This is a genomic window from Maribacter sp. (genome assembly GCA_020629415.1).
GTDB lineage: Bacteria > Bacteroidota > Bacteroidia > Flavobacteriales > Flavobacteriaceae > Maribacter > Maribacter huludaoensis.
Window position 1 is genome coordinate 1 of record JAHDDL010000005.1, and the last position, 21,381, is coordinate 21,381.

20 protein-coding genes are annotated in these 21,381 nt (G+C 35.2%); 10 read left to right on the forward strand and 10 right to left on the reverse strand.

Features of this window, described 5'->3' with window-relative positions; all coding sequences use genetic code 11:
* Positions 1–130 precede the first annotated feature (130 nt).
* Positions 131–643 carry an adenine phosphoribosyltransferase gene (locus QZ657_RS03335; RefSeq protein WP_291964980.1) on the forward strand — a complete coding sequence of 171 codons (513 nt, stop codon included), beginning with the start codon at positions 131–133 and terminating at the stop codon, positions 641–643.
* Here QZ657_RS03335 and QZ657_RS03340 read toward each other — a convergent pair.
* Positions 640–792, reverse strand: coding sequence for an SsrA-binding protein (locus QZ657_RS03340; protein ID WP_276471872.1), 153 nt, complete (start codon positions 790–792; stop codon positions 640–642). The genes QZ657_RS03335 and QZ657_RS03340 overlap by 4 nt on opposite strands.
* A gap of 580 nt (positions 793–1,372) precedes the next feature.
* Here QZ657_RS03340 and QZ657_RS03345 point away from each other — a divergent pair.
* Positions 1,373–2,311 (forward strand): calcium/sodium antiporter, encoded by a 939-nt coding sequence (locus QZ657_RS03345; RefSeq protein ID WP_291962544.1) that lies wholly within the window; start codon positions 1,373–1,375, stop codon positions 2,309–2,311.
* Positions 2,312–2,394: 83 nt separating this feature from the next.
* Here the strand turns inward: QZ657_RS03345 and QZ657_RS03350 are convergent, their stop codons facing one another.
* Positions 2,395–3,417, reverse strand: a complete 1,023-nt coding sequence (locus QZ657_RS03350; protein WP_276471874.1) for a glutamine synthetase beta-grasp domain-containing protein — start codon at positions 3,415–3,417, stop codon at positions 2,395–2,397.
* A gap of 186 nt (positions 3,418–3,603) precedes the next feature.
* Between QZ657_RS03350 and QZ657_RS03355 the strand changes: the two genes are divergently transcribed.
* From QZ657_RS03355 to pyrF, 6 genes are all read left to right on the forward strand, one after another.
* Entirely contained in the window at positions 3,604–5,790 is a 2,187-nt protein-coding gene (locus tag QZ657_RS03355; RefSeq protein ID WP_276471875.1) for a glutamine synthetase III, read from the forward strand.
* Positions 5,791–5,881: 91 nt separating this feature from the next.
* Positions 5,882–7,060, forward strand: coding sequence for an AIR synthase related protein (locus QZ657_RS03360; RefSeq protein WP_291964982.1), 1,179 nt, complete (start codon positions 5,882–5,884; stop codon positions 7,058–7,060).
* A gap of 52 nt (positions 7,061–7,112) precedes the next feature.
* Complete coding sequence (locus QZ657_RS03365) at positions 7,113–7,556, forward strand: ubiquinol-cytochrome c reductase iron-sulfur subunit (RefSeq protein WP_291962537.1); 444 nt, start codon at positions 7,113–7,115, stop codon at positions 7,554–7,556.
* A gap of 118 nt (positions 7,557–7,674) precedes the next feature.
* Positions 7,675–8,628 (forward strand): FAD:protein FMN transferase, encoded by a 954-nt coding sequence (locus tag QZ657_RS03370; protein WP_291962535.1) that lies wholly within the window; start codon positions 7,675–7,677, stop codon positions 8,626–8,628.
* Positions 8,629–8,715: 87 nt separating this feature from the next.
* A complete protein-coding gene (gene prfA / locus QZ657_RS03375; RefSeq protein ID WP_291964984.1) occupies positions 8,716–9,792 on the forward strand; it encodes a peptide chain release factor 1 in 1,077 nt (358 codons plus the stop codon).
* A 3-nt stretch (positions 9,793–9,795) separates the two neighbouring features.
* Positions 9,796–10,617 carry an orotidine-5'-phosphate decarboxylase gene (gene pyrF / locus QZ657_RS03380; protein WP_276471880.1) on the forward strand — a complete coding sequence of 274 codons (822 nt, stop codon included), beginning with the start codon at positions 9,796–9,798 and terminating at the stop codon, positions 10,615–10,617.
* On the opposite strand, the gene QZ657_RS03385 is transcribed toward pyrF, so the two are convergent.
* Positions 10,609–10,800, reverse strand: coding sequence for a hypothetical protein (locus tag QZ657_RS03385; RefSeq protein ID WP_276471881.1), 192 nt, complete (start codon positions 10,798–10,800; stop codon positions 10,609–10,611). The genes pyrF and QZ657_RS03385 overlap by 9 nt on opposite strands.
* A gap of 224 nt (positions 10,801–11,024) precedes the next feature.
* Here QZ657_RS03385 and QZ657_RS03390 point away from each other — a divergent pair, with 224 nt between their 5' ends.
* Entirely contained in the window at positions 11,025–11,807 is a 783-nt protein-coding gene (locus QZ657_RS03390) for an alpha/beta fold hydrolase (protein WP_276471882.1), read from the forward strand.
* Between the two features lie 119 nt (positions 11,808–11,926).
* On the opposite strand, the gene QZ657_RS03395 is transcribed toward QZ657_RS03390, so the two are convergent.
* From QZ657_RS03395 to QZ657_RS03425, 7 genes are all read right to left on the reverse strand, one after another.
* Positions 11,927–13,357 carry a SusD/RagB family nutrient-binding outer membrane lipoprotein gene (locus QZ657_RS03395; protein ID WP_291964985.1) on the reverse strand — a complete coding sequence of 477 codons (1,431 nt, stop codon included), beginning with the start codon at positions 13,355–13,357 and terminating at the stop codon, positions 11,927–11,929.
* Positions 13,358–13,367: 10 nt separating this feature from the next.
* On the reverse strand, positions 13,368–16,589 hold the full coding sequence (locus tag QZ657_RS03400; protein ID WP_291964986.1) for a SusC/RagA family TonB-linked outer membrane protein: 3,222 nt from the start codon (positions 16,587–16,589) through the stop codon (positions 13,368–13,370).
* 315 nt (positions 16,590–16,904) lie between these two features.
* Positions 16,905–17,765: a helix-turn-helix domain-containing protein gene (locus QZ657_RS03405; protein WP_291964987.1), complete on the reverse strand. Its 861-nt coding sequence runs from the start codon at positions 17,763–17,765 to the stop codon at positions 16,905–16,907.
* A 72-nt stretch (positions 17,766–17,837) separates the two neighbouring features.
* Positions 17,838–18,365, reverse strand: coding sequence for a hypothetical protein (locus QZ657_RS03410; protein WP_291964988.1), 528 nt, complete (start codon positions 18,363–18,365; stop codon positions 17,838–17,840).
* Between the two features lie 273 nt (positions 18,366–18,638).
* A complete protein-coding gene (locus QZ657_RS03415; RefSeq protein ID WP_276471886.1) occupies positions 18,639–19,355 on the reverse strand; it encodes a DUF4197 domain-containing protein in 717 nt (238 codons plus the stop codon).
* A 31-nt stretch (positions 19,356–19,386) separates the two neighbouring features.
* Entirely contained in the window at positions 19,387–20,238 is an 852-nt protein-coding gene (gene purU / locus QZ657_RS03420; protein WP_291964990.1) for a formyltetrahydrofolate deformylase, read from the reverse strand.
* Positions 20,239–20,322: 84 nt separating this feature from the next.
* Entirely contained in the window at positions 20,323–20,712 is a 390-nt protein-coding gene (locus QZ657_RS03425; protein ID WP_036152762.1) for a hypothetical protein, read from the reverse strand.
* A gap of 118 nt (positions 20,713–20,830) precedes the next feature.
* On the opposite strand from QZ657_RS03425, the gene QZ657_RS03430 reads away from it, so the two are divergent.
* Positions 20,831–21,280, forward strand: coding sequence for an Lrp/AsnC family transcriptional regulator (locus tag QZ657_RS03430; protein WP_276471888.1), 450 nt, complete (start codon positions 20,831–20,833; stop codon positions 21,278–21,280).
* The last annotated feature ends 101 nt before the right edge of the window (positions 21,281–21,381 follow it).

Consider the following 21,381-nt stretch of genomic DNA (forward strand, 5'->3'; position numbering starts at 1 on the left):
CCTGTAACCTCTTGAGCCGTAATCAAGTGCGCTATTCAGTTGCGCCACGAGGCCTTTTTAATTTTTCCCTTAACGGGGTGCAAATATATTTCTTTTTACATTTACCACAAAATAAAGAACATAATATTAAATGGATTTTAAAAGCTTTATTAGAAATGTGCCAGATTTTCCTAAAGAAGGAATCATTTTTAAGGACATCACTTTATTACTTCAAAACCCTAAGGCACTTAATGAAACTGCAAATGCGTTGTATGATTTGCTTGATGGTCAAAATATTAACAAAGTCGTTGCAATGGAAAGCAGAGGGTTTGTTTTTGGTCCTTTGTTGGCTCAAAAGCTTGGTGCAGGTTTTGTACCTGTGCGCAAACCAGGTAAGTTGCCATCTGCTACTTTAAGTGAGACGTATAATTTAGAATATGGTACAGATACTTTAGAAATTCATACGGACAGTATACAAAAAGGTGACAAGGTATTGGTGCATGATGATGTGCTGGCAACCGGTGGTACCGCTAAAGCTACTTGTAATTTAATAGAAAGGCTAGGCGGGGAAATTGTACAATGTAATTTTTTAATAGAACTTACCTTTTTAAAAGGCAGCTCTAAAATAAATGAGTACGCAATAAAATCTTTGGTCAAATATTAATCTAATGCTTTTTTGGTGATAAAATAGCGCCAGCCTATAAGAGCTAATTGTAGTTTGCTAGCTTTAGATAAATCTAACTGCTGTTTACTGAAAGAAGGTAAGATAGCTTTGTTCAGCTTCGCTATTAATTTGTAGAACTTCTTTTTCAATTTTACTTTTTTATAAAAATACACAAATAACTTAACGCGTGATCAAGTCGTTAAGTTCGCATATGTATTTGGACAAAAAAGTTTAATGATAGATTAAGGTTACGATTATACTTAATATTAAGACAACAAGCAGTTTTATAATAGATATCATGTGTTACAGTTTTAGTGGTTTATACTTTTATTTGATTGTTTTTGAAAGATATCATTGTAGTCGTGTTCTGACAAATGAAATCTGTTAAAATAATGCATTTGACTGCTAATGTGTAAGTGTATCAATGGTATGTGTTATAATTTATAATCCTTTGTCTATAAATTTGTTTGATTATGTAAGTGTGTATGGTTTTTTAGATAGTGGTATGTAATTAATGAAGGCTGTTTTTAAACATAATCTGAAAACTGTAGACTAAAAAAATAAAGAAATAGAAGGAAAATTAGCATTCCGTTCTACTTTAAAAAAAATATTCACTTTTTTAAGGAATCTAGAATCAATGTATGGTTAGTGATAATTTATGATTGCAGATGATATCAATTGTCATATGTTGTCACATATGTTCTGTATATATTTGCCAAAATTCATTTCATGCAAGATTTCTTATTTATTGTTGGAGGGTTAGTATTGCTCATAGCAGGTGGTAACTGGCTGTTAAAAGCTGCGGTCGATTTATCACTAAAACTTAAAATTCCCAAAATAGTTATAGGAATGACGGTGGTGTCCTTTGCTACATCTGCCCCGGAGTTAATTGTAAGTATCAATGCCGCTTTAGATGGATTTCCTGATTTAGCTCTTGGTAATGTTGTTGGCTCAAATATCGCCAATCTAGGTCTTGTGTTGGCTATTACTATTTTGCTAAGTCCTATAGATGTAAGTAAGAGTTTTTATACTACAGATTGGCCTGTAATGATGATAGCTTCTTTACTGTTCTTCTTCTTTATTTATTTTGATGGAGAAATTCAGCAGTATGAAGGTATTGTTATGGTGGTGTTTCTGTTTTTGTTCTTAGTATATCTATTGCGTTTTCAAAAGCCAGCTGTAATAGATGAAGAGGATGAGCCAGATGTTATGTTGCCAACCTATAAGACCGCATTGTTTTTAGGATTGGGGGGCGGAGCGCTATGGGGTGGTTCTGAGTTGTTAATTAATGGGGCTGTTGGTTTGGCTACCTTATTTGGTGTTAGTGAGCGTGTAATAGCAATTACGATAGTTTCCGTAGGTACCAGTATTCCTGAACTGGCGGCATCTATAATTGCGGTAATAAAAAAGGAAAAAGCTATTTCATTGGGAAACCTTATAGGTTCTAATATTTTCAATATTCTTGCGGTATTAGGTATAACCTCTATTATTACCCCAATATCCGTAATGGACGAAGGTCTTTTAACAAATGATATTTTTTGGATGTTAGGCATATCTTTCCTTATTCTTCCGTTGGTCTTTATTCCAAAGGGATTGCGATTGGGTTGGAGAGATGGGCTAATCTTGGTAAGTGTTTATTTAGCCTTTATATATGTAACTATTGGATAGGCATGGTAATTTAAAATTTATAAATAAAAAACGCCTTGAATATATTCAAGGCGTTTTAGTATAATCAACAATTAATTTGGTACTTAGATTTTTGCAGACTTAACTGTCTTGATAATTCTAGCTGCAATTTTGTATGGATCACCGTTAGAAGCTGGTCTTCTATCTTCTAGCCATCCTTTATATCCTTTTTCAACAGCAATCAATGGAATACGGATAGATGCACCTCTATCTGAGATACCCCATGAGAAATCATTAATTGAAGCTGTTTCATGTAAGCCTGTTAAACGTTGGTCGTTAAATTCACCGTAAACAGCAATATGTTCTTTTACGTATGGTCTAAAAGACTCACAGATTGCAGCATAAACTTCTTTACTACCACTGGTTCTTAATGCAGTGTTAGAGAAGTTGGCGTGCATACCTGATCCATTCCAATCCATATCTTTTCCTAATGGCTTTGGGTGGTAATCTATATAGTAACCATATTTTTCAGTTAATCTGTCAAGTAAATATCTAGCGATCCAGATTTCATCACCTGCTTTCTTAGCCCCTTTTGCAAACAATTGAAACTCCCATTGTCCAGAAGCAACTTCTTGGTTAATACCTTCAAAGTTTAGACCTGCATCTATACATAGATCGGCGTGCTCTTCAACTAAACCTCTACCGTGTGTATTTTTACCACCAACAGAGCAGTAATACATACCTTGTGGAGCAGGGTAACCACCAATAGGGAAACCTAATGGTAATTGTGTTTTGGTGTCCATAATGAAATATTCTTGCTCAAAACCGAACCAGAAATCTTCATCTTCGTCATCAATAGTAGATCTACCGTTAGAAACATGAGGTGTTCCATCGGCATTCATTACTTCGGTCATTACTAAATAACCATTAATTCTAGCAGGGTCTGGGTAAATTGCTACAGGTACTAACAAACAATCTGAAGACCCACCTTCGGCTTGTCTTGTAGAAGATCCGTCAAAAGACCAGTTGCCTAATTCTTCAAGAGTTCCTTTAAAATCTTCATGCTCTTCAACCTTGGTTTTGCTTCGCATGTTTTGAGTTGGAAAGTATCCATCTAACCAGATGTATTCTAATTTAATTTTGGCCATAATATGTTCGTTATTTTTTAATAAAAGACAAACAAAAATATGTTTTTTATCAATCTGTATGAATTTTTGAGGGTGTTAATGTGTAAAAATTAAATTTTTTGTTATCTACCCCTATTTTTTATCGGGTATTTTGTCATATTTATATTTATTGATCGTAATTTTGTCAAATTAACAATGTATTTATATATGAAGTCATCACGTTTTGCTGCTATTAATGCAAGTCAGAAAAGAAATAGTATTGCTGTTGAAGAGAAGGGAAGACGTTCCGATTTGTTCGGTATCAATGTGTTCAATGAAAAAAAAATGTTGCAATACTTAACGAAGGACGCTCTTGAAAGTTTAAAGGGTGCTATGGTGTCGGGATCTAAGATCGATCGTAAAATTGCAGATCAGGTAGCAGAGGCCATTAAAGGCTGGGCCATTACAATGGGCGCTACACACTATACACATTGGTTTCAGCCATTAACAGGGTCTACTGCGGAGAAACACGATGCATTTTTTGACCTTTTACCAGATGGTACTGCATTGGAAAAATTTGGTGGCGGACAATTAGTGCAGCAAGAACCGGATGCTTCTAGTTTTCCGAGCGGTGGAATTAGAAATACGTTTGAAGCTAGGGGATATACTGCATGGGATCCTTCTTCACCTGCTTTTATTTATGGCACTACTTTATGTATACCTACCATTTTTGTATCCTATACAGGTGAAGCCTTGGATAATAAAGCTCCATTGTTAAGAGCTTTGGGGGCTGTTGATGAGGCGGCTACCGCCGTTGCCAAGTATTTTGATAAAACGGTAAGTAAGGTCAATGCAACTTTAGGTTGGGAGCAAGAATATTTTTTGATAGACAAAGCTCTTGCCCATTCTAGACCGGATATTATGATGACAGGCCGTACCCTGGTGGGTGAGACTCCTGCAAAAGGCCAGCAACTTGATGATCATTATTTTGGTGTAATACCAAGTCGTGTTTTAAGTTTTATGAGCGATTTGGAGCAGGAATGTACCAGATTGGGAATTCCTGTCAAGACCAGGCATAATGAGGTAGCTCCCAATCAGTTTGAGCTGGCTCCTGTTTTTGAGGAGGCCAATCTTGCTATTGACCATAACTTGTTGTTGATGGATGTTATGGATAAGATTGCTGATAAGCATCATTTTAAAGTGCTTTTTCATGAAAAACCATTTGCAGGTATTAATGGTTCCGGTAAACATAACAATTGGTCTTTGGCCACAGATACGGGTGTAAACTTGTTGAGTCCGGGTTCTACGCCAATGAAAAACCTTCAGTTTTTAACCTTTTTTATTAATACGATCAAAGCCGTAGATACTTATGAGGAATTATTGCGATCTTCAATAGCATCTGCCGGTAATGATCATCGCTTGGGTGCAAATGAGGCTCCACCTGCTATTTTTTCAATTTTTGTCGGTTCGCAATTAAGTAATGTTCTAGATGAATTAGAAGGGGTTTCTAAAGGCAAATTATCTCCCGAAGAAAAAACGGAACTAAAACTGAACGTGGTAGGTAAAATTCCAGAGATTTTAATGGATAATACCGATCGTAACAGAACATCGCCTTTTGCCTTTACAGGAAATAAATTTGAAATGCGCGGTGTTGGTGCAAAAATGAACTGTGCCAAACCAATGACTGTTTTAAATACCATAGTAGCAAAGCAGTTAAGGGATTTTAAAAAAGAAGTGGATGTTTTGATCGATAAAAAAAATCTGAAAAAAGATGAGGCCGTTTTTAATGTACTTCGTGAATATATAAAAACATCAAAACGTATTAGGTTTGATGGTGATGGTTACAGTACTGATTGGGAAAATGAAGCTAAAAGAAGAAAACTAAGTAATAATAAAAATACACCTGATGCTCTTGAGGTCTTGACATCAAAAGATAGTATAGCATTGTTCGAATCTATGGGCGTAATGAGTGCTGTTGAGGTAAATGCCCGCCATGAAGTCGATTTGGAAAATTATATCATGCATTTACAGATAGAGGGTAGGGTGTACAATGAACTGGTATACGGTTACATTGTGCCGGCGGCTTTGGAGTATCAAAATAATTTGATTAAAAATGTAGCCGGTTTAAAGGAAATATACGGTGCTGCACATAAAAAATTCTCTGAAGGGCAATTGACAATGATAGAAGATATAGCCGAGCATGTTGTAGGTATCAAAAAAATGGTAGATGCCATGGCCGATGCGCGTAAAAAAGCAAATGCCTTAAAGGATACCAAAAAGAAGGCCATTGCATATTGCCAAAATGTAAAGCCATATTTTCTGGAAATTAGAACACATAGCGATAAGCTAGAAAAATTAATGGACAACAAATTGTGGCCGTTGACAAAGTATAGAGAATTGTTATTTATAGAATAATCTTTTAATTAATTTTAAAAATAAGGGAATATTAAGCTGTTCAACGATTGCAGTTTTAATGATTCCCTTATTTTTGCGACAAATTTAAATTATGTCCACATCAAGCAGTGAAAGGTATCAGCAACGCGGCGTTTCAGCCTCTAAAGAGGATGTACACAATGCAATTAAAAATATTGACAAAGGTCTTTTTCCAAAGGCATTTTGTAAAATAGTTCCTGATTATTTAACCGGAGATAAAGATTATTGCTTGGTAATGCATGCTGATGGCGCCGGCACAAAATCTTCCTTGGCATATATGTACTGGAAAGAAACAGGAGATATTTCTGTTTGGAAAGGTATTGCACAAGATGCTTTGATCATGAATATAGACGATCTTATCTGTGTTGGTGCTACGGATAATATTATGCTTTCTTCTACCATTGGAAGAAATAAAAATAAAATACCTGGCGAAGTGCTTTCTGCCATTATCAACGGTACGGAAGAATTGATCAATGACTTAGGTGAATTCGGCATTACTATTCATTCTACTGGTGGTGAGACCGCAGATGTTGGAGATTTGGTCAGAACTATAATAGTAGATTCTACGGTTACCGCAAGATTGAAAAGGAGTGATGTTATCGATAATGCCAATATTAAGGCCGGTGATGTTATCGTTGGTCTAGAATCATTTGGTCAGGCCAATTATGAAAAGGAATATAATGGGGGAATGGGAAGTAACGGTTTAACCTCTGCCCGTCATGATGTCTTCTCTAACTATTTAGCCGAAAAATTTCCAGAAAGTTTTGATGCCGAAGTACCTGAGGATCTTGTTTACTCCGGTAATATAAAGCTTACAGATGCTGTCAAGAACTCACCTTTAGATGCAGGTAAATTGGTGTTGTCCCCAACAAGAACTTATGCACCGATCGTCAAAAAAATTCTTTCTAAATATAGCTCAAATGAAATTCACGGAATGATTCATTGTAGTGGTGGGGCGCAGACCAAAATTCTTCATTTTATAGATGAGCTGCATGTAGTTAAGGATAATTTATTTGATGTGCCGCCATTATTTCAATTAATTCAAGAACAATCTGGTACAGATTGGAAAGAGATGTATAAGGTGTTCAACTGTGGGCACAGACTAGAGTTTTATCTTCCGGAAAACGTAGCTGATGATATTATTGAAATTTCTAAAAGTTTTGGGGTAAATGCCCAAATAATTGGAAGGGTAGAAGCTTCTGATTCAAAAAAACTTACAATTTCAAGCAAGTACGGCACCTTTGTGTATTAGTACATACGATTAACGTAAATAAATCGTTCTTTTTGTATAAACCTATCTTGCTATGGAAAGAAAAGAATTTTTACGAACATTAGGTGCCGGTGCTGCCTTTGCCATAACTTTTCCCTGTCTTGGAAGTTGTTCAAAAGACAGTGATGTAGAAGGGGATATTGTAACTGCACCAACTGATGTAGATTTTACAATTGACCTAGAATCTTCAGAAGCTGCAAAACTTGCTAATAATGGCGGCTTCATACTAAAGAACCTAGTTGTAGTAGTTAGAAATTTAGAAGGAGAATTTGTTGCGGCTACACAAATTTGTAGTCATGAGCAATATGATCAAGTACGTTTTGTAGATCAAGATGGCGGTATATTTTATTGTGATGTTCATGGGTCTAAATTTTCGCAGACCGGAGCACCGTTAAATGAGATTCCCAATAGCACTTCTAAAGCATTAAAAATTTATAACACATCTTTAGAGGGTTCCATATTACGTGTTTATGAATAAGTAAAATAAAACTATTCAAGCATAAACTACACCAACCTAACTTATTATTCTTTATGACCATATTTACCCCCAATTAGAGAAGTAAGTGAAAAAGATTTTTGCCTTATTATTATGTTTTATGACCTGCTATATGTATGGTCAAGAGCAGAGGTACGTAACGGTTAAAAAGTCTTACGATGTAATGGGCGGTGAATTTGATATTACCGTAATCTCCGAAGATGAAGAGTTAGGATACATTTATATTCAAGAGGCCTTGGCAGAAGTACTAAGAATAGAAAAACTTATATCTTCTTGGGATGCTGATTCTGAAACCAGTCTGATCAATAAAAACGCCGGTATAAAACCCGTAACGGTTAGTTGGGAGCTTTATAAATTAATAGAGCGTTCTATATTGCTGTCAGAAATAACCAATGGTGCTTTTGATATTACTTTTACTCCTTTAAATCATATCTGGAAGCTTGATGGTACTTTGCAAACTATGCCGTCTTCAGCAGCTGTAAAAGAGACAAAAAGCAAGGTCGGTTACAAAAATATAATACTAAATAGTAAGGATCAGTCTGTATTTTTGAATAAGAAAGGTATGCGGATTTCATTTGGTGGTATCGGTAAAGGTTTTGCCGCGGACAAGGCAAAGGCATTATTGGTCTCTAATGATGTAAAGGCAGGTATTATCAATATAGATGGTGATATTACCACTTGGGGTACAAAAGCTACGGGAGAAAAATGGTTGATAGGTGTGGTGAACCCTGATCAAAAAGGCGGCATAGCATCTTGGATACCTATTTTGGAGTCGTCTGTGGCAACCACTGGTGGCGATGGCAATTTTATAATGTCTGGAAACAAAAAGTATACCCACATCATAGATCCTAGGTCTGGATATCCATCTACGGGTATAAACAGTGTATCCGTCTTTGCTAAAAGTGCGGAAACCTCAGATGCTTTGGCTACTTCAGTATTTGTAATGGGACTTGATGCGGGACTCGCCTTAATTAATCAATTAGGAGATACAGAGGTTATCATTGTTGATAGTGCAAATAAAATGTACAAGAGCAATGGGGTCTTACTTGATTAGATTTCCATTTTTTAATCCTTACCGTAATAATCCCACTAGGGTGTCTCTAATTTTATTGTAAATTTGCCGTACAAGTGAAGTAAGCATATGATAGACAAGTTAAACATCGTAAAACAACGTTTTGATGAGGTTTCAGACCTTATAATTCAACCGGATATTATATCCGATCAAGAGAAATATGTAAAACTCACAAAAGAATATAAGGATCTTAAGGATTTGATGGATAAGCGAGATGAATATCTTGAGCTTACCAATAATATTGCCGAGGCAGAAGAGATTATTGCCGATGGTAGTGATGCCGAGATGCTAGAAATGGCAAAAATGCAAATGGAAGAGGCCAAGGCAGGATTGCCGAAGCTAGAAGAGGATATTAAATTGATGTTAATACCTAAAGATCCTGAAGATGCCAAGGATGTAGTTGTTGAAATTAGGGCCGGAACGGGTGGTGACGAAGCAAGTATTTTTGCAGGTGATCTTTTTAGAATGTATACCAAATATTGTGAAGGCAAAGGCTGGAAAACTAATGTAATTGACCTTAGTGAAGGTACTAGTGGCGGTTACAAAGAAATACAGTTTGAGGTTACTGGTGCAAACGTTTATGGTACATTAAAGTTCGAGGCAGGTGTGCACCGGGTACAACGTGTACCCCAAACGGAAACTCAAGGAAGGGTGCATACCAGTGCAGCTACCGTTATGGTTCTGCCTGAAGCTGAAGATTTTGATGTCCAGATAGATCTAAAAGATGTTAGAATAGATTTTTTCTGTTCTTCCGGTCCTGGTGGTCAGTCTGTAAACACAACATATTCCGCGGTTCGTTTAACCCACATTCCTACGGGATTAATTGCCCAATGTCAAGATCAAAAATCGCAACATAAAAATAAGGACAAGGCGTTTAGGGTACTTCGTTCTAGATTGTATGATTTAGAATTGGCAAAGAAACAGGAAGAAGACGCTGCAAAAAGAAATTCTCAAGTAAGTAGCGGTGACCGTTCTGCAAAGATTAGAACATACAATTACCCACAAGGTAGGGTAACCGATCACCGCATAGGTCTAACCTTATATGATTTGTCCAATATTATCGACGGTGATATTCAGAGAATAATAGACGAATTAAGTTTTGTTGAAAATACAGAGAAATTGAGGGAAGCCTCTGAGATATTTTAATTTATGACCACTCAAGAGCTAGTTGCCCAAATACATAAAAAACAATCGTTTTTATGTATTGGTTTAGATACGGACCTAGAAAAGATTCCTTCATTTTTACTGGAAGACGAAGACCCTATTTTTGCATTCAACAAAGCCATTATAGATGCTACGCATGATTTGTGCGTGGCATACAAGCCAAATATTGCTTTTTATGAAGCATACGGTGTTCAGGGCTGGTCTGCATTGCGTAAGACCATTAAGTACCTGAATAAGAACTATCCTGATATTTTTACTATTGCAGATGCAAAGAGGGGAGATATAGGCAACACTTCTACAAGGTATGCAAAGGCATTTTTTGAAGATTTAAATTTTGATTCCATCACCATAGCTCCGTATATGGGTAGGGATTCTGTAGAGCCTTTTTTAGCGTTTAAGGACAAGCATACAATTTTACTTGCCTTAACCTCTAATCAGGGTGCTTTTGATCTGCAGACAAAAAAAATAGAAGGTAAAGAGCTCTATAAAGAAGTATTGTCTGTTTCTACGACGTACAAAGGTGCAGAGAACTTAATGTATGTGGTAGGTGCTACCAAAGCTGAATACCTTAATGAAATTCGTGAGATTGTACCAAACAGCTTCTTGTTAGTCCCTGGAGTTGGGGCACAGGGCGGAAGTCTAGAAGAAGTTTGTAAATATGGAATGTCCAAAAACGTCGGTTTGCTAATAAACTCTTCGCGTGGAATAATTTATGCGTCCGATAATGAAAATTTTGCAGATGCCGCCAGATCTAAGGCAAAAGAGTTACAGCAGTCTATGAAAATTGAGTTGGAAAAATTAGACTAAATCCTCTAAAGTTTTTTTAATTCTTTGAGCTTTTAATTCGAAAAATTCTCCTAATTGAGTGTTTGACTGAATGTTTGAAGCTTTTTCCATAAATGTCTGATATTGATACTCTAATAGACTGATGATATCATTATTCGCCTCCATTGGCGTTACCGATCCTACCTTACAATACTGCTTGCTCATTATACTATGTTTTTGTTCTTACAAATATACGTTCAGATCAAAGTTTTAGACGTGGGTATAGGTAGCTGTACATCTAATTAATAGGTAATATGTCTTTTTTTTAACATTTGTGCAGATGAAAGCTTAAAAACATGTTCATTTTGTGTGAAATTTGATTATCCTAAATGTTATATCAAAAAGAATTGATACATTGTGGGTTAACCGCGTTCTAAAAGAAAATCAATTTGCTCCATTATATAACGTATCAACATAAAACATCTACTACGTGGGTTACATTTGTACATGGGGCAGGGGGCAGTTCTTCTATTTGGTATAAACAAATACGTGAGTTTAAGAAGCATTTTAATGTCTTATTGTTAGACTTAAGAGGCCATGGTAACTCAAAGCCTGGCCTTAAGAATGTTTTTGATGAGAAATATACTTTTGACGTGATTACCAATGATATAGTTGAGGTCATTGATCATGAAAAAATTAAGAAATCACATTTTGTGGGTATTTCCCTTGGTACCATACTAATTAGAAATTTAGCTGAAAACCATCCGGAAAGAGTAGAAAGTATGGTTATGGGCGGTGCAATAATGAAACTGAACTTACGCTCACAAATTCTTATAAAGCTTGGTGTTGTTTTTAAAACGGTTATACCTTATTTATGGCTTTATAAGTTTTTTGCTTTTATAATTATGCCGAATAAGAACCATAGAGAGTCCAGGTCGCTTTTTGTTCGTGAGGCAAAGAAATTATATCAGAAGGAATTTATTCGTTGGTTTAAGCTTACTTCAGAGATTAATCCGTTATTACGTTTTTTTAGATCTGCCGACATTAACATACCAACTTTATATGTAATGGGCGAAGAAGATTATTTGTTTTTACCAAGTATTCGTAAAATAGCAAAATCACATCAAAATTCTAGATTGATAGTGATTGAAAATTGTGGACATGTGGTAAATGTAGAACAACCCAATTTTTTTAATGAAAAGGTGGTAGATTACCTAGTAGGTCAGAAGTAATTTACAGACTTCCCTATTTAAAAACTAAATCACGGTTTTTATGATATACCGATAAAAAAGAAAAAGACCGATGTTTTAACATCGGTCCTTAACCATCAAACTAAACTATAACTCAACATTTAATTTACGTCCCAAAATAAAGGCGTAGTTAAATTGTCTCCTCCTATAGCACTAGAAGCTGCATCATAGTTGGCACCATTTACTGCAGATTCTTTTACAGGATATATCATTCTCAAAGGAACTTCTTGTTGTGTTTGAGTAGAAAGTGCCAATTGCGGCCAGTCTAATCTTCTGTACTCGGTCCATGCTTCAAAACCTCTATTGAATAAAGAAATCCATTTTTGAGTACCTATTTTTTGCTTGTAATCTCCCGTAGCGGTAGAATATGCAACAGATGGTTGTGCTAAATATGCATCTACTTCATCTTGTGCACCACCGTAATAAAGAATTGAAGCGGTAATTCCAGCGTTGTAAAACTCTTCTGCATCACCGGCTATAAAACCTCTTTCTACAGCTTCTGCCAGAAAGAAAGCCACTTCAACATAATCCATAATCGATCCAGGATAAGTGGGATCACCAACAATGTCTAAATTAAGATGCGTGAAATTTGCATAGGAGTTGTTGCCACCGATCGGGCCACCAATATAAGGGTCTTTATTATCCGCAAAATAATCATCTAGACGGGGATCGTTCAATTCTACCAACTTGTTCAATGAAGTTTCACCCGCAATATAATCCTCACTTCTATTTTCAACTTCGAATAAATTGTAAATAGGGTTAATGTTCGTAGTTGGTGAAGATTCATAGTAAATGATGGTATTATCATCATTAGATGTAAAGACACCGGCATTTACCGCTTCTGAAACAGTTGTGCTAGCTAATGCCGAATTGAAGTCTGCCAAACGCATACCTAATCTTAATTTTATAGAGTTGGCTAGTTTTCTCCATTTAACAACATCGCCGCCATAAAAAATATCATTTGAGCCAAATGATTCCCCGCCACCGGCCAATGCAGCTTGTGCTGAAGAAATTCGGTCAATTAAATCTTCATATATAGTTTCTGCATCATCGTAAACTGGAAAAAGGTTATTGATGTCGGCAGATTCGCTATAAGGTATATTACCGTTCAAATCTACTAAATGTTGATAGGTATATACTTTAATGGTCTCTATAATGGCCAATTGATTACCTCTTGTTGTGGCGTCTAAAATTTCATCTGCCTCTATCAATGCAACGGCAGAATTTAGGTCGTTGATTACATTGTTGTAATATGTGGTCCAGTAGGCTTGTGACGGATCTCTACCTATAATTAGATAGTTAGATTCATCTACGTAAGTTGCCTGTGACCAGTGTTGTGACCAAAGACGAAATACGTTAGTACCGCTAATAGTCGTTATTCTATCCGCTAAGTTCTTTTCGGCATTGGCAACAAGTGTCTCTGGCGGAACTGCAGTTGGTAATTTTGGATCATTATTATAATCCGTTATATCTTCCGTGCAGCTAGACAGTAGCATACCTGCCGAAGCTAATATTATATATATTTTCCTCATTGTTGTATTTTTAGAATTGTAGTTTAATGTTAAAGCCATATTCCTTAACAGATGGATATGCACCAATCTGGAAACCTTGTAAATTACCAGCTCCAAAACTCTGTTCTGGATCAGCGTATGGCAAATCTTTACTTATTATCCATAAATTTCTACCTACTGCTGTAAATGAAACGGCATTGAACGGTAATTTATCTATGAATTTTTTAGGTAAAGAGTAACCTAATGTTACCTCTCTTAATTTTACGTAAGATGCATCATAAACGAACTGTGCATCTGGCGCGTTACCATAACGGCCATAAGGGTTTTCATACGTTGTAAAGTCTGCTCTTACCGTATTTGCAGAGCCATCTTCTTGTACACCTGGCAAAATTACACCACCAGATGTGTTGTCATTGGTAACGGGATCCCTTAAAGGATTGCCTAAGTCGTTTACACCTGCCGTAACGTCATAAATACCTGTAGCCATACCAAAGTATGTATCTCCACTGAATACGCTACCACCTTCTTGTATATCTATTAAAAAGCTTAGGCTGATGTCTTTGTATTTGAATGTATTTGAAAGACCCATTTTCCAATCAGGATTAATGTCTCCAAGCACTTCTTGTGAAGACTCAGTTTTAAGATAAAGTCCGTCGGCACCAACTACTCTCTCGCCATCTATGTAAACGTAATCCGTACCTTTTAAAGTACCATAAGCTTCACCTTTGGCGGCATTTAAACTAACGCCAAAAAAGCTATTTACAAGAATGTTCTGTGAATCTTGAAAAAGATCTAATACCTCACTTTTGTAAGCTGAAAAGTTTACATCTGTTCTCCATGAAAAATCTGGAGTTTTTATAGTAGTAAAATATAACTGTGCTTCCACACCTTTATTCGATACTTCCGCAGAATTTACAACTGTATTGGTAAAACCTGTTGAAGGTGTTATCTCTACAGGAATAATTGCATCACTGGTAATTTGTTCGTAAAGAGAAACATCAAAACCTATTCTTCTGTTCCAGAAATTCATTTCTAGACCCAATTCTTTACTTTCAGTTCTTTCTTCCTTTAGATTTGGGTTGTTAGAAGTTCCTGGGTTAGAATATAAGGTAGCCCCGCCAAAACCTGCAATTGGGTTAAAAGTGTTCAATAACTGATAAGATGTGGCACCGTTACCAACTTCTGCATAACCTGCTCTGAACTTACCAAAAGAAACAATGTTACTTTCAAATAAATTAGAAAATACAAAACTGGCGGATATTGCAGGGTAGTAGAAGGAATTCTGACCATCAGGTAACGTTGAGAAAGTATCGTTTCTAATAGAGCCTTCTAAAAATAGCATGTTGTCATAATCTATACTTGCATTGGCAAATGCACCGAATACACGTACGTCTGCATCATATTCAGAATTTGCATCAAAAACGATCGGGTTAACCGAGTTTGAAAGAGCATAGATACCTTCAAGTTTTAACCCGCCATCTGTAGTTGCGGTAACGTAATTGTTTTTTGTTTGCCTGTAAGTGGTACCTAATACACCTGAAATACCGAATTTATCAGAGATATCTCCATTAAAATTTAAAAAGAAATCATAGTTGTATTCAGAAAAATTAATGTTTTTTCTAGAGTACTCAGGAGTATCGATACTGCCAATGTTATTTCTTTCTTCTCTTAGTTCTGCATAGGTATCAACCGTTGCTCTACCAAAAATTTCTAACCATGGTAGAACATCATATGAAATACTACCGTACCCAAATAGTCTGTTTCTTTCGTCGGTATTGAAGTTTTCATATCTGGTAAAATATGGGTTGTCCCAGTATTTTGGACCTAAACTAGATGGTCCTGATGGGTTCCAGGAGATATTTTGTCCGGTAGCAAAGTAAGCATCACGCTGATCTTTAAGATCGGTACTGGTTGCCCACCATTGTCTAAAATTGGTCATAATGTTTTCGGCATCATACCCTGTACCATATCTACCTAATCCAGAACTTTTGGTATACGTGGCTTTACCTGTTACCGTTATTTTATCGTTTAGGTCCATAACACCTACTAAGTCAACATTATGTCTTCCTATTTCGCTATTTGGTAATATACCTGTTTGATCTAATCTGGTATAGCTCATTCTTAAGCTACCTGTTTCAAAACCTTGGCTAATGGCAATGTTCTGTGAGCTGGTTACACTATTTTGGAAGATGTATTCAGGGCCGTTTTCCGGTGCTACCCACGGACTTTGCTGTAAGTATGTGTCAAGTTGTGGAAAGTAAGAATCCCATTGGTAAAGCAATAAATTTGGGTCGTATCGTTGACCAAAAGATCCATCTTCACCTGTTGCCGGTGTAAGATCTGCAATACCGTCACCATCAACATCTATTGAATCTAAGTAACCTGCTCCATAAAATGGACCGTAACCTTGACCGTATTCCTGTTGAAAGATTGGGAAGGTGTCTTTATCATATTTACCAATATTTACGGAACTAGTGATAGATACACCTAAGCCTTCTCCTTTCTTACCTTTTTTTGTGTTGATAATGATTACACCGTTCGCAGCACGTGATCCATATAATGCCGTTGCTGCCGATCCTTTTAAAACGTTGATGCTTTCAATATCATCTGGGTTGATATCACTTGCGGCGTTACCGTAATCATACCCATCACCACCTTCTGTCTGTGAGGTAGAGTTATTGGTGTCATTGTTAAGTGGTACACCATCTACAACAAAAAGGGCTTGGTTGTTTCCTGTAATTGAAGAATATCCTCTAATTACTACGTTGGCGGACCCCCCTAATGTTGAACTCTTTTTAATGTCAAGACCGGCAACTTTACCAGATAAGGAGTTTACAAAGTTTTGATCTTTTGCTGTATTTACTTGGTCTCCCTGCACTTCTTGTGTAGCATACCCAAGTGATTTCTTTTCTCTTGAAATACCAAGTGCGGTAACAACTACTTCGTCTAAAGCCTGAGCATCTTCTTGCATTTGTACGTTGATCGTATTGGTGCTACCTACTGTTTTAGAGGCCTCTTTTAAACCTATATAGGTAAAAACCAAAACGTCACCTGTACTTGTTTTTATCGAATAATTTCCGTCAAAATCAGTTTGTGTTCCATTTGTAGTTCCTTTGATAAGAATATTTACACCCGGAAGGGGTAAACCAGTTTGATCTGTTACTGTACCCGTTATACTTTTGTCTTGGGCGAAACTGACGTACGCCACAAAAGAAAGTAACAGAGTAAGAAAATTTCTCGCGTTTGTTCTCATAAATTTAATTTGAGTGTTAGTTAGAAAAAGGTTAGTAAATATGGTGTAGAAGAGTCGGTCGATTTTTTAGATAGCTAATTCTTAAAAATGAGACCAAAAAACAATAATTTTTTTGATGCGAACCGACTCCTTATACCGGTAGCGAAAATAGAAGGAGTTGGCTGATCAATAGGTAGATTCCGACCTAAGTTAATGCAGATCTGACTTAAATTTACCTTTACTAAAACGGTAATTAATTGTTAATTAAGGTGTTGTAATATGTGAGGTGTAATTGTGAAAATTTTAGTAGAATTAAGTAAATATTACGATTACTTATTATTTCTTCCTATTTTCTATAAAGTCTTTTGGGGTCATATGCATTCTTTGTTTAAATGCCTTGTAGAATGAAACTTTATTATTGAAACCACATTCGTAAATTAAATCTATAACCTGTTTGTTGTTATCTGTTTCAATTATTTTAACGGCTTCCGCTATTCTAAAATCATTAATTAATTCGTAGAAATTTTTATTTAATTCTTGATTTATTACCTGTGATAAGCTGTAACGGTCTACATTGATTTTTTTGGCAAGTTTGGACAGTGTTAAAGTGTTATCCAGATATACTTTGTCAATATTCAGTGAATCTAATAACTGGTCTTTAACACGCAAACTCATATTTTCTGTCAAACTTGAGTTCTTGTACTTATTGTTTAATTTGTTCTTCTCTTCAAGGTTTATAGTACCTAAAATAATATTTGGTTGAATAATCAATAAAACTTCCAGCACAGAGATGAACAGTATAAGATATACTGCTATAAAATACTTTGAAATATAGTCAAACACGTAAATGTGTTCAAAAGCGGCTCTTGCAATAATAAATAATATCAATATGATTATGAAACCAATTAGTGTTAGCATCCATTTTTTAAACCCTTGGTCTAACTCTTTTCTTTTTAGTTCAAAATCTAAAATAATCAACATTAAATAGGCGGATAAGTGAATGGTTTTGATCCAATTATCGTTCATGACAAAATCTAACGCGTTCAAAAAAATATTATTTTCAGCATTTACGGTGTCATAAAAATTTCCAAAAATCAGTAAAGAAACCAAAACAAGAAAAAATGGTAGGTAGTGTAGCGCAATTTCTTTTCTGCTAATATGTGTATCTGAATATTTGGTTTTTACATATAAATACAAAGAAGGGGCCCATAAGAAAAATAAGATCCTGTAAATTGAAACAGTAGGGGAGTAAGAGAAAAAATCTTGCCATTATAGTACTAGCTCTATTAATACCAAGGATATGGCAAAAAGAAAAATGCCTAAATATATATTGTTGACTACATTTCTGTATTTATAGATTAAGGTAAAAGCTGTAATGAGTCCTATGAACGCTATTAGAACGAATATTATATTTAGTAGATAAACTTGTACTTTATGTTTGTAGTTATTGATGGCAACTTCATCTCCTTTCTCTAAATTTAATTCATCTTTCACTTCTAATTTAGTCAACTCGTTTCTAGAATCGTTTAGATAGTTTTGTAGGGTTTGCTCATCTGCAAAACCTAGAGATTTTGCTGAAATAAAATAATTGTACGCTTTGTTAAAGTTGTTGTTTTCGTATTCACATACCCCTAAAATGTAAAAATCTTCGGCGCTATATTCATCGATCTGTTTGGTAGAAATAGTAACAGATGCACGTTCACAATCTATCAAATTTCCTGCAATCGGTTGTGAAATTAGATAGTTAAAAAACGATAATAATAATACAAGTGTTAAGGAAAAGTAGTTTGAAAGCACAAAAGTATTTTAAGGATATAAATAACTCTTAATAATTAAGACAATCTCAAATTTAAAAGGTTTAACCGTTACCTCTAAAAAGTTATATTAAATGTAAAATTATTGATTTTTTGTGAGAATATTACAAAAAAAAAACCGGTGCTCCCACCGGTTTTAACTAACTAACTAACTCAAAAAATAACTAACTCAAAAAATTGAAAATGAATACTTTAATACTGTTCTCTAGTTTTTAACGTATAACTTTTTAAGTTATTGTAAGAACATTTTAAAATTCTACTTTTTATCTTGAAGAGCAAATACTTTTTTTAGGACATCTGTAGTTCTTGAGGAATATTTTGTTCTAATTTCTTCTTCCTCTATGGCTATCATTTTATAAACCCCGGATAATGCTTCTTCCGTAACATAGTCTGTTAAATCTGGATTAACATTACTAGTAAGTGGTATAGAATTATACTTTGTTATGATAGAGCTCCAGATTTTATCGGCGCCTACTTTTTTGAACGACTCATTAATAACCGGATTGAATTTTGCGTACAATTCAGAATTTGTTTTAGTTTCTAAATATGTAGTAGCTGCATTATTGCTTCCTAATAATATATTTTTTGCATCTGCAAATGACATTTGTTTAACTGCATTCACAAAAATTGGTGTTGCCTCGGACACGGCATCCTCCGCTGCACGATTTAAAACTTTTAGGCCTTCGTCCGCCAAATTGCCCAGACCTATATCACGTAAAGTTTTATCTACTTTTTGTAAATCTTCTGGCAAAAGAATTTTTACCAAATCATTTTTATAAAAACCGTCGGTAGCCGTTAACTTGCTAACCTGTTTTTCAATACCAAGGTCTAGGGCCTCTTTTAAACCGTTCGCAATGGTTTCGTTACTTAAAGCGCCTTCTGTTGAAGTGGGTAGTTGATTTACAACTTGTTGTAATTCTGCACATGAAACCGCTAGTAACATGCATATGGCTAAGCTTACTTTTTTAATCATTTGTATAATATTTATTTAGGGTCTACTGTACTTACGAGAATATTACAGTTTTATTGTTGTATACCATTGTTTTCCGTGCAATATGGAGTTTTACCCCCCTGGCGAGCACTATTTTTTCCAAATCCCTTCCTTTTCCAATAAAATCTTTAATGGAATGGGAGTGGGTAACGGTGGTTACGTCTTGCTCAATAATAGGGCCGGCATCCAATTCTTCCGTTACATAATGACTTGTTGCCCCTATAATTTTCACTCCTCTTTTAAAAGCTGCATGATAGGGTTTTGCCCCGGCAAATGCAGGAAGAAAGGAATGATGTATGTTAATAATCTTATTGGGAAATTTATTGATAAGTGTACCGCTAACTATTTGCATGTATCTGGCCAATACAATGAAATCAACATTGTATTTTTCTAGCAATGTCAATTGTTCTTTTTCTGCTTCAATTCTATTCTCCTTATTGAACGGAACATGGTAGAATGGAATATTAAATTGATCGGCTATGTCTTTAAGATCATTGTGGTTGCTTAAGATAAAAGGTATCTCAACAGCCAATTCTCCAGAACGGTATCTACTTAACAAGTCATATAGACAATGTTTGTACTTAGAAACAAAAATGGCCATTTTAGGCAATTTATCATCAGTGTGTATGCTCCATTGCATATTGTATGTGGCAACCAGTTCTTTTTCAAAAAGAGATTTAAAATGGTCTAGATCTTTGAAGTCATCTTCAAATTCAACCACGGTTCGCATAAAAAATACATTGGCAGGTTTATCTACATGCTGATCTAGATAAACGATATTGCCTTTGTTTTTACTGATAAATCCGGTTATGGTGCATATGATACCTGCTTGATCCGGACAATGGACTAGAATTGTTGTTTTCAATGGTAAATAATTATGGCTTCAAAAATAGCTCATAATTCTTTAAGTGCCCGCTATATCTTTTAATTTGAGAAGATTTGAAAAAGATTAAGAGTGTTCTGATTTCCAAGCTTTGTAAGATTTTCTAAAACTCTTTATCTCTTTTCTAAGAAGATTAATGTACTCGGTTTCTTTTACACCATGCTTCTCAAGACCCATGCAATAAGAATTAATGTTTCTTATAATAATATTAATATAAGAAATAGTCTCTAGCCGCTCATTGCTACAGTTGGAATATTCTACCTGTGCAATTTTCTGAGGTATCAAGATAGAATCCGTTAAAATAGAATTGGCCATTATATCCCTAAGACTGGTAGATTCGCAAAGGCGCATCAAATCTTTATTAAATGATACATACGAAGCGATCTCTCTGCTCATTGTGCAGAGTTCCAATGCTTTTCTGTAAATAGGTAAATGTTTTAAACTTCGGTATGCCATTATGTGGGATGTAATTAGCGTATTATAAAATTACATTAGTTATTTGTAAATTTTCTATTGAATAGAAACGTAATTTGTATTTTTACCTTTGATAATAAATATTTAAATAGAAATACTTTTGAATCCAAAGATTGATGAGCTTAATTGGAAAATACTGAAACAATTGCAGGATAATGCGAGAGAATCATTTGCAAATATTGGACGTGTTGTGGGGTTGACGGCACCTGCGGTTGCTGAACGTGTTAAGAAAATGGAAGACCTTGGTATTATACAAGGTTACAAGGCTACCGTGTCTCATGCATTAACCGGACACCAATTAAAGGCAATAATAACATTAAGGGCCTTTATGGGAAAATTAAAGCCTTTTTTAGCAGTGGTGCCTTCATTACAAGAAGTCATAAATTGCTATAGAATTACCGGAAACGAAAATATTGTAATGGAGGTAGTACTAAAGGATCAATTTCATTTAGAAAAGTTTATTGATCAACTTATTCAATATGGTGAGACAAGAACACATATTGTGTTATCTCAAGTAATTTCAAATGCGCCTATGCATAAGATTAAATAGAAATTTATATAATTGTTTTACTTAGTTTTAAATCTTGTAGATAAAGGACAATTAATAACTATTGTTGAAAATTATTTTGGCTAGATTTTTGATGTGAAATA

Coding starts and splice junctions, on each gene's coding strand:
- QZ657_RS03350 (WP_276471874.1), bottom strand. CDS start 3,417: ATGGCCAAAATTAAATTAGAATACATCTGGTTAGATGGATACTTTCCA.
- QZ657_RS03355 (WP_276471875.1), top strand. CDS start 3,604: ATGAAGTCATCACGTTTTGCTGCTATTAATGCAAGTCAGAAAAGAAAT.
- QZ657_RS03395 (WP_291964985.1), bottom strand. CDS start 13,357: ATGAGGAAAATATATATAATATTAGCTTCGGCAGGTATGCTACTGTCT.
- QZ657_RS03360 (WP_291964982.1), top strand. CDS start 5,882: ATGTCCACATCAAGCAGTGAAAGGTATCAGCAACGCGGCGTTTCAGCC.
- pyrF (WP_276471880.1), top strand. CDS start 9,796: ATGACCACTCAAGAGCTAGTTGCCCAAATACATAAAAAACAATCGTTT.
- QZ657_RS03335 (WP_291964980.1), top strand. CDS start 131: ATGGATTTTAAAAGCTTTATTAGAAATGTGCCAGATTTTCCTAAAGAA.
- QZ657_RS03370 (WP_291962535.1), top strand. CDS start 7,675: ATGACCTGCTATATGTATGGTCAAGAGCAGAGGTACGTAACGGTTAAA.
- QZ657_RS03365 (WP_291962537.1), top strand. CDS start 7,113: ATGGAAAGAAAAGAATTTTTACGAACATTAGGTGCCGGTGCTGCCTTT.
- QZ657_RS03385 (WP_276471881.1), bottom strand. CDS start 10,800: ATGAGCAAGCAGTATTGTAAGGTAGGATCGGTAACGCCAATGGAGGCG.
- QZ657_RS03345 (WP_291962544.1), top strand. CDS start 1,373: ATGCAAGATTTCTTATTTATTGTTGGAGGGTTAGTATTGCTCATAGCA.
- QZ657_RS03400 (WP_291964986.1), bottom strand. CDS start 16,589: ATGAGAACAAACGCGAGAAATTTTCTTACTCTGTTACTTTCTTTTGTG.
- prfA (WP_291964984.1), top strand. CDS start 8,716: ATGATAGACAAGTTAAACATCGTAAAACAACGTTTTGATGAGGTTTCA.
- QZ657_RS03415 (WP_276471886.1), bottom strand. CDS start 19,355: ATGATTAAAAAAGTAAGCTTAGCCATATGCATGTTACTAGCGGTTTCA.
- QZ657_RS03425 (WP_036152762.1), bottom strand. CDS start 20,712: ATGGCATACCGAAGTTTAAAACATTTACCTATTTACAGAAAAGCATTG.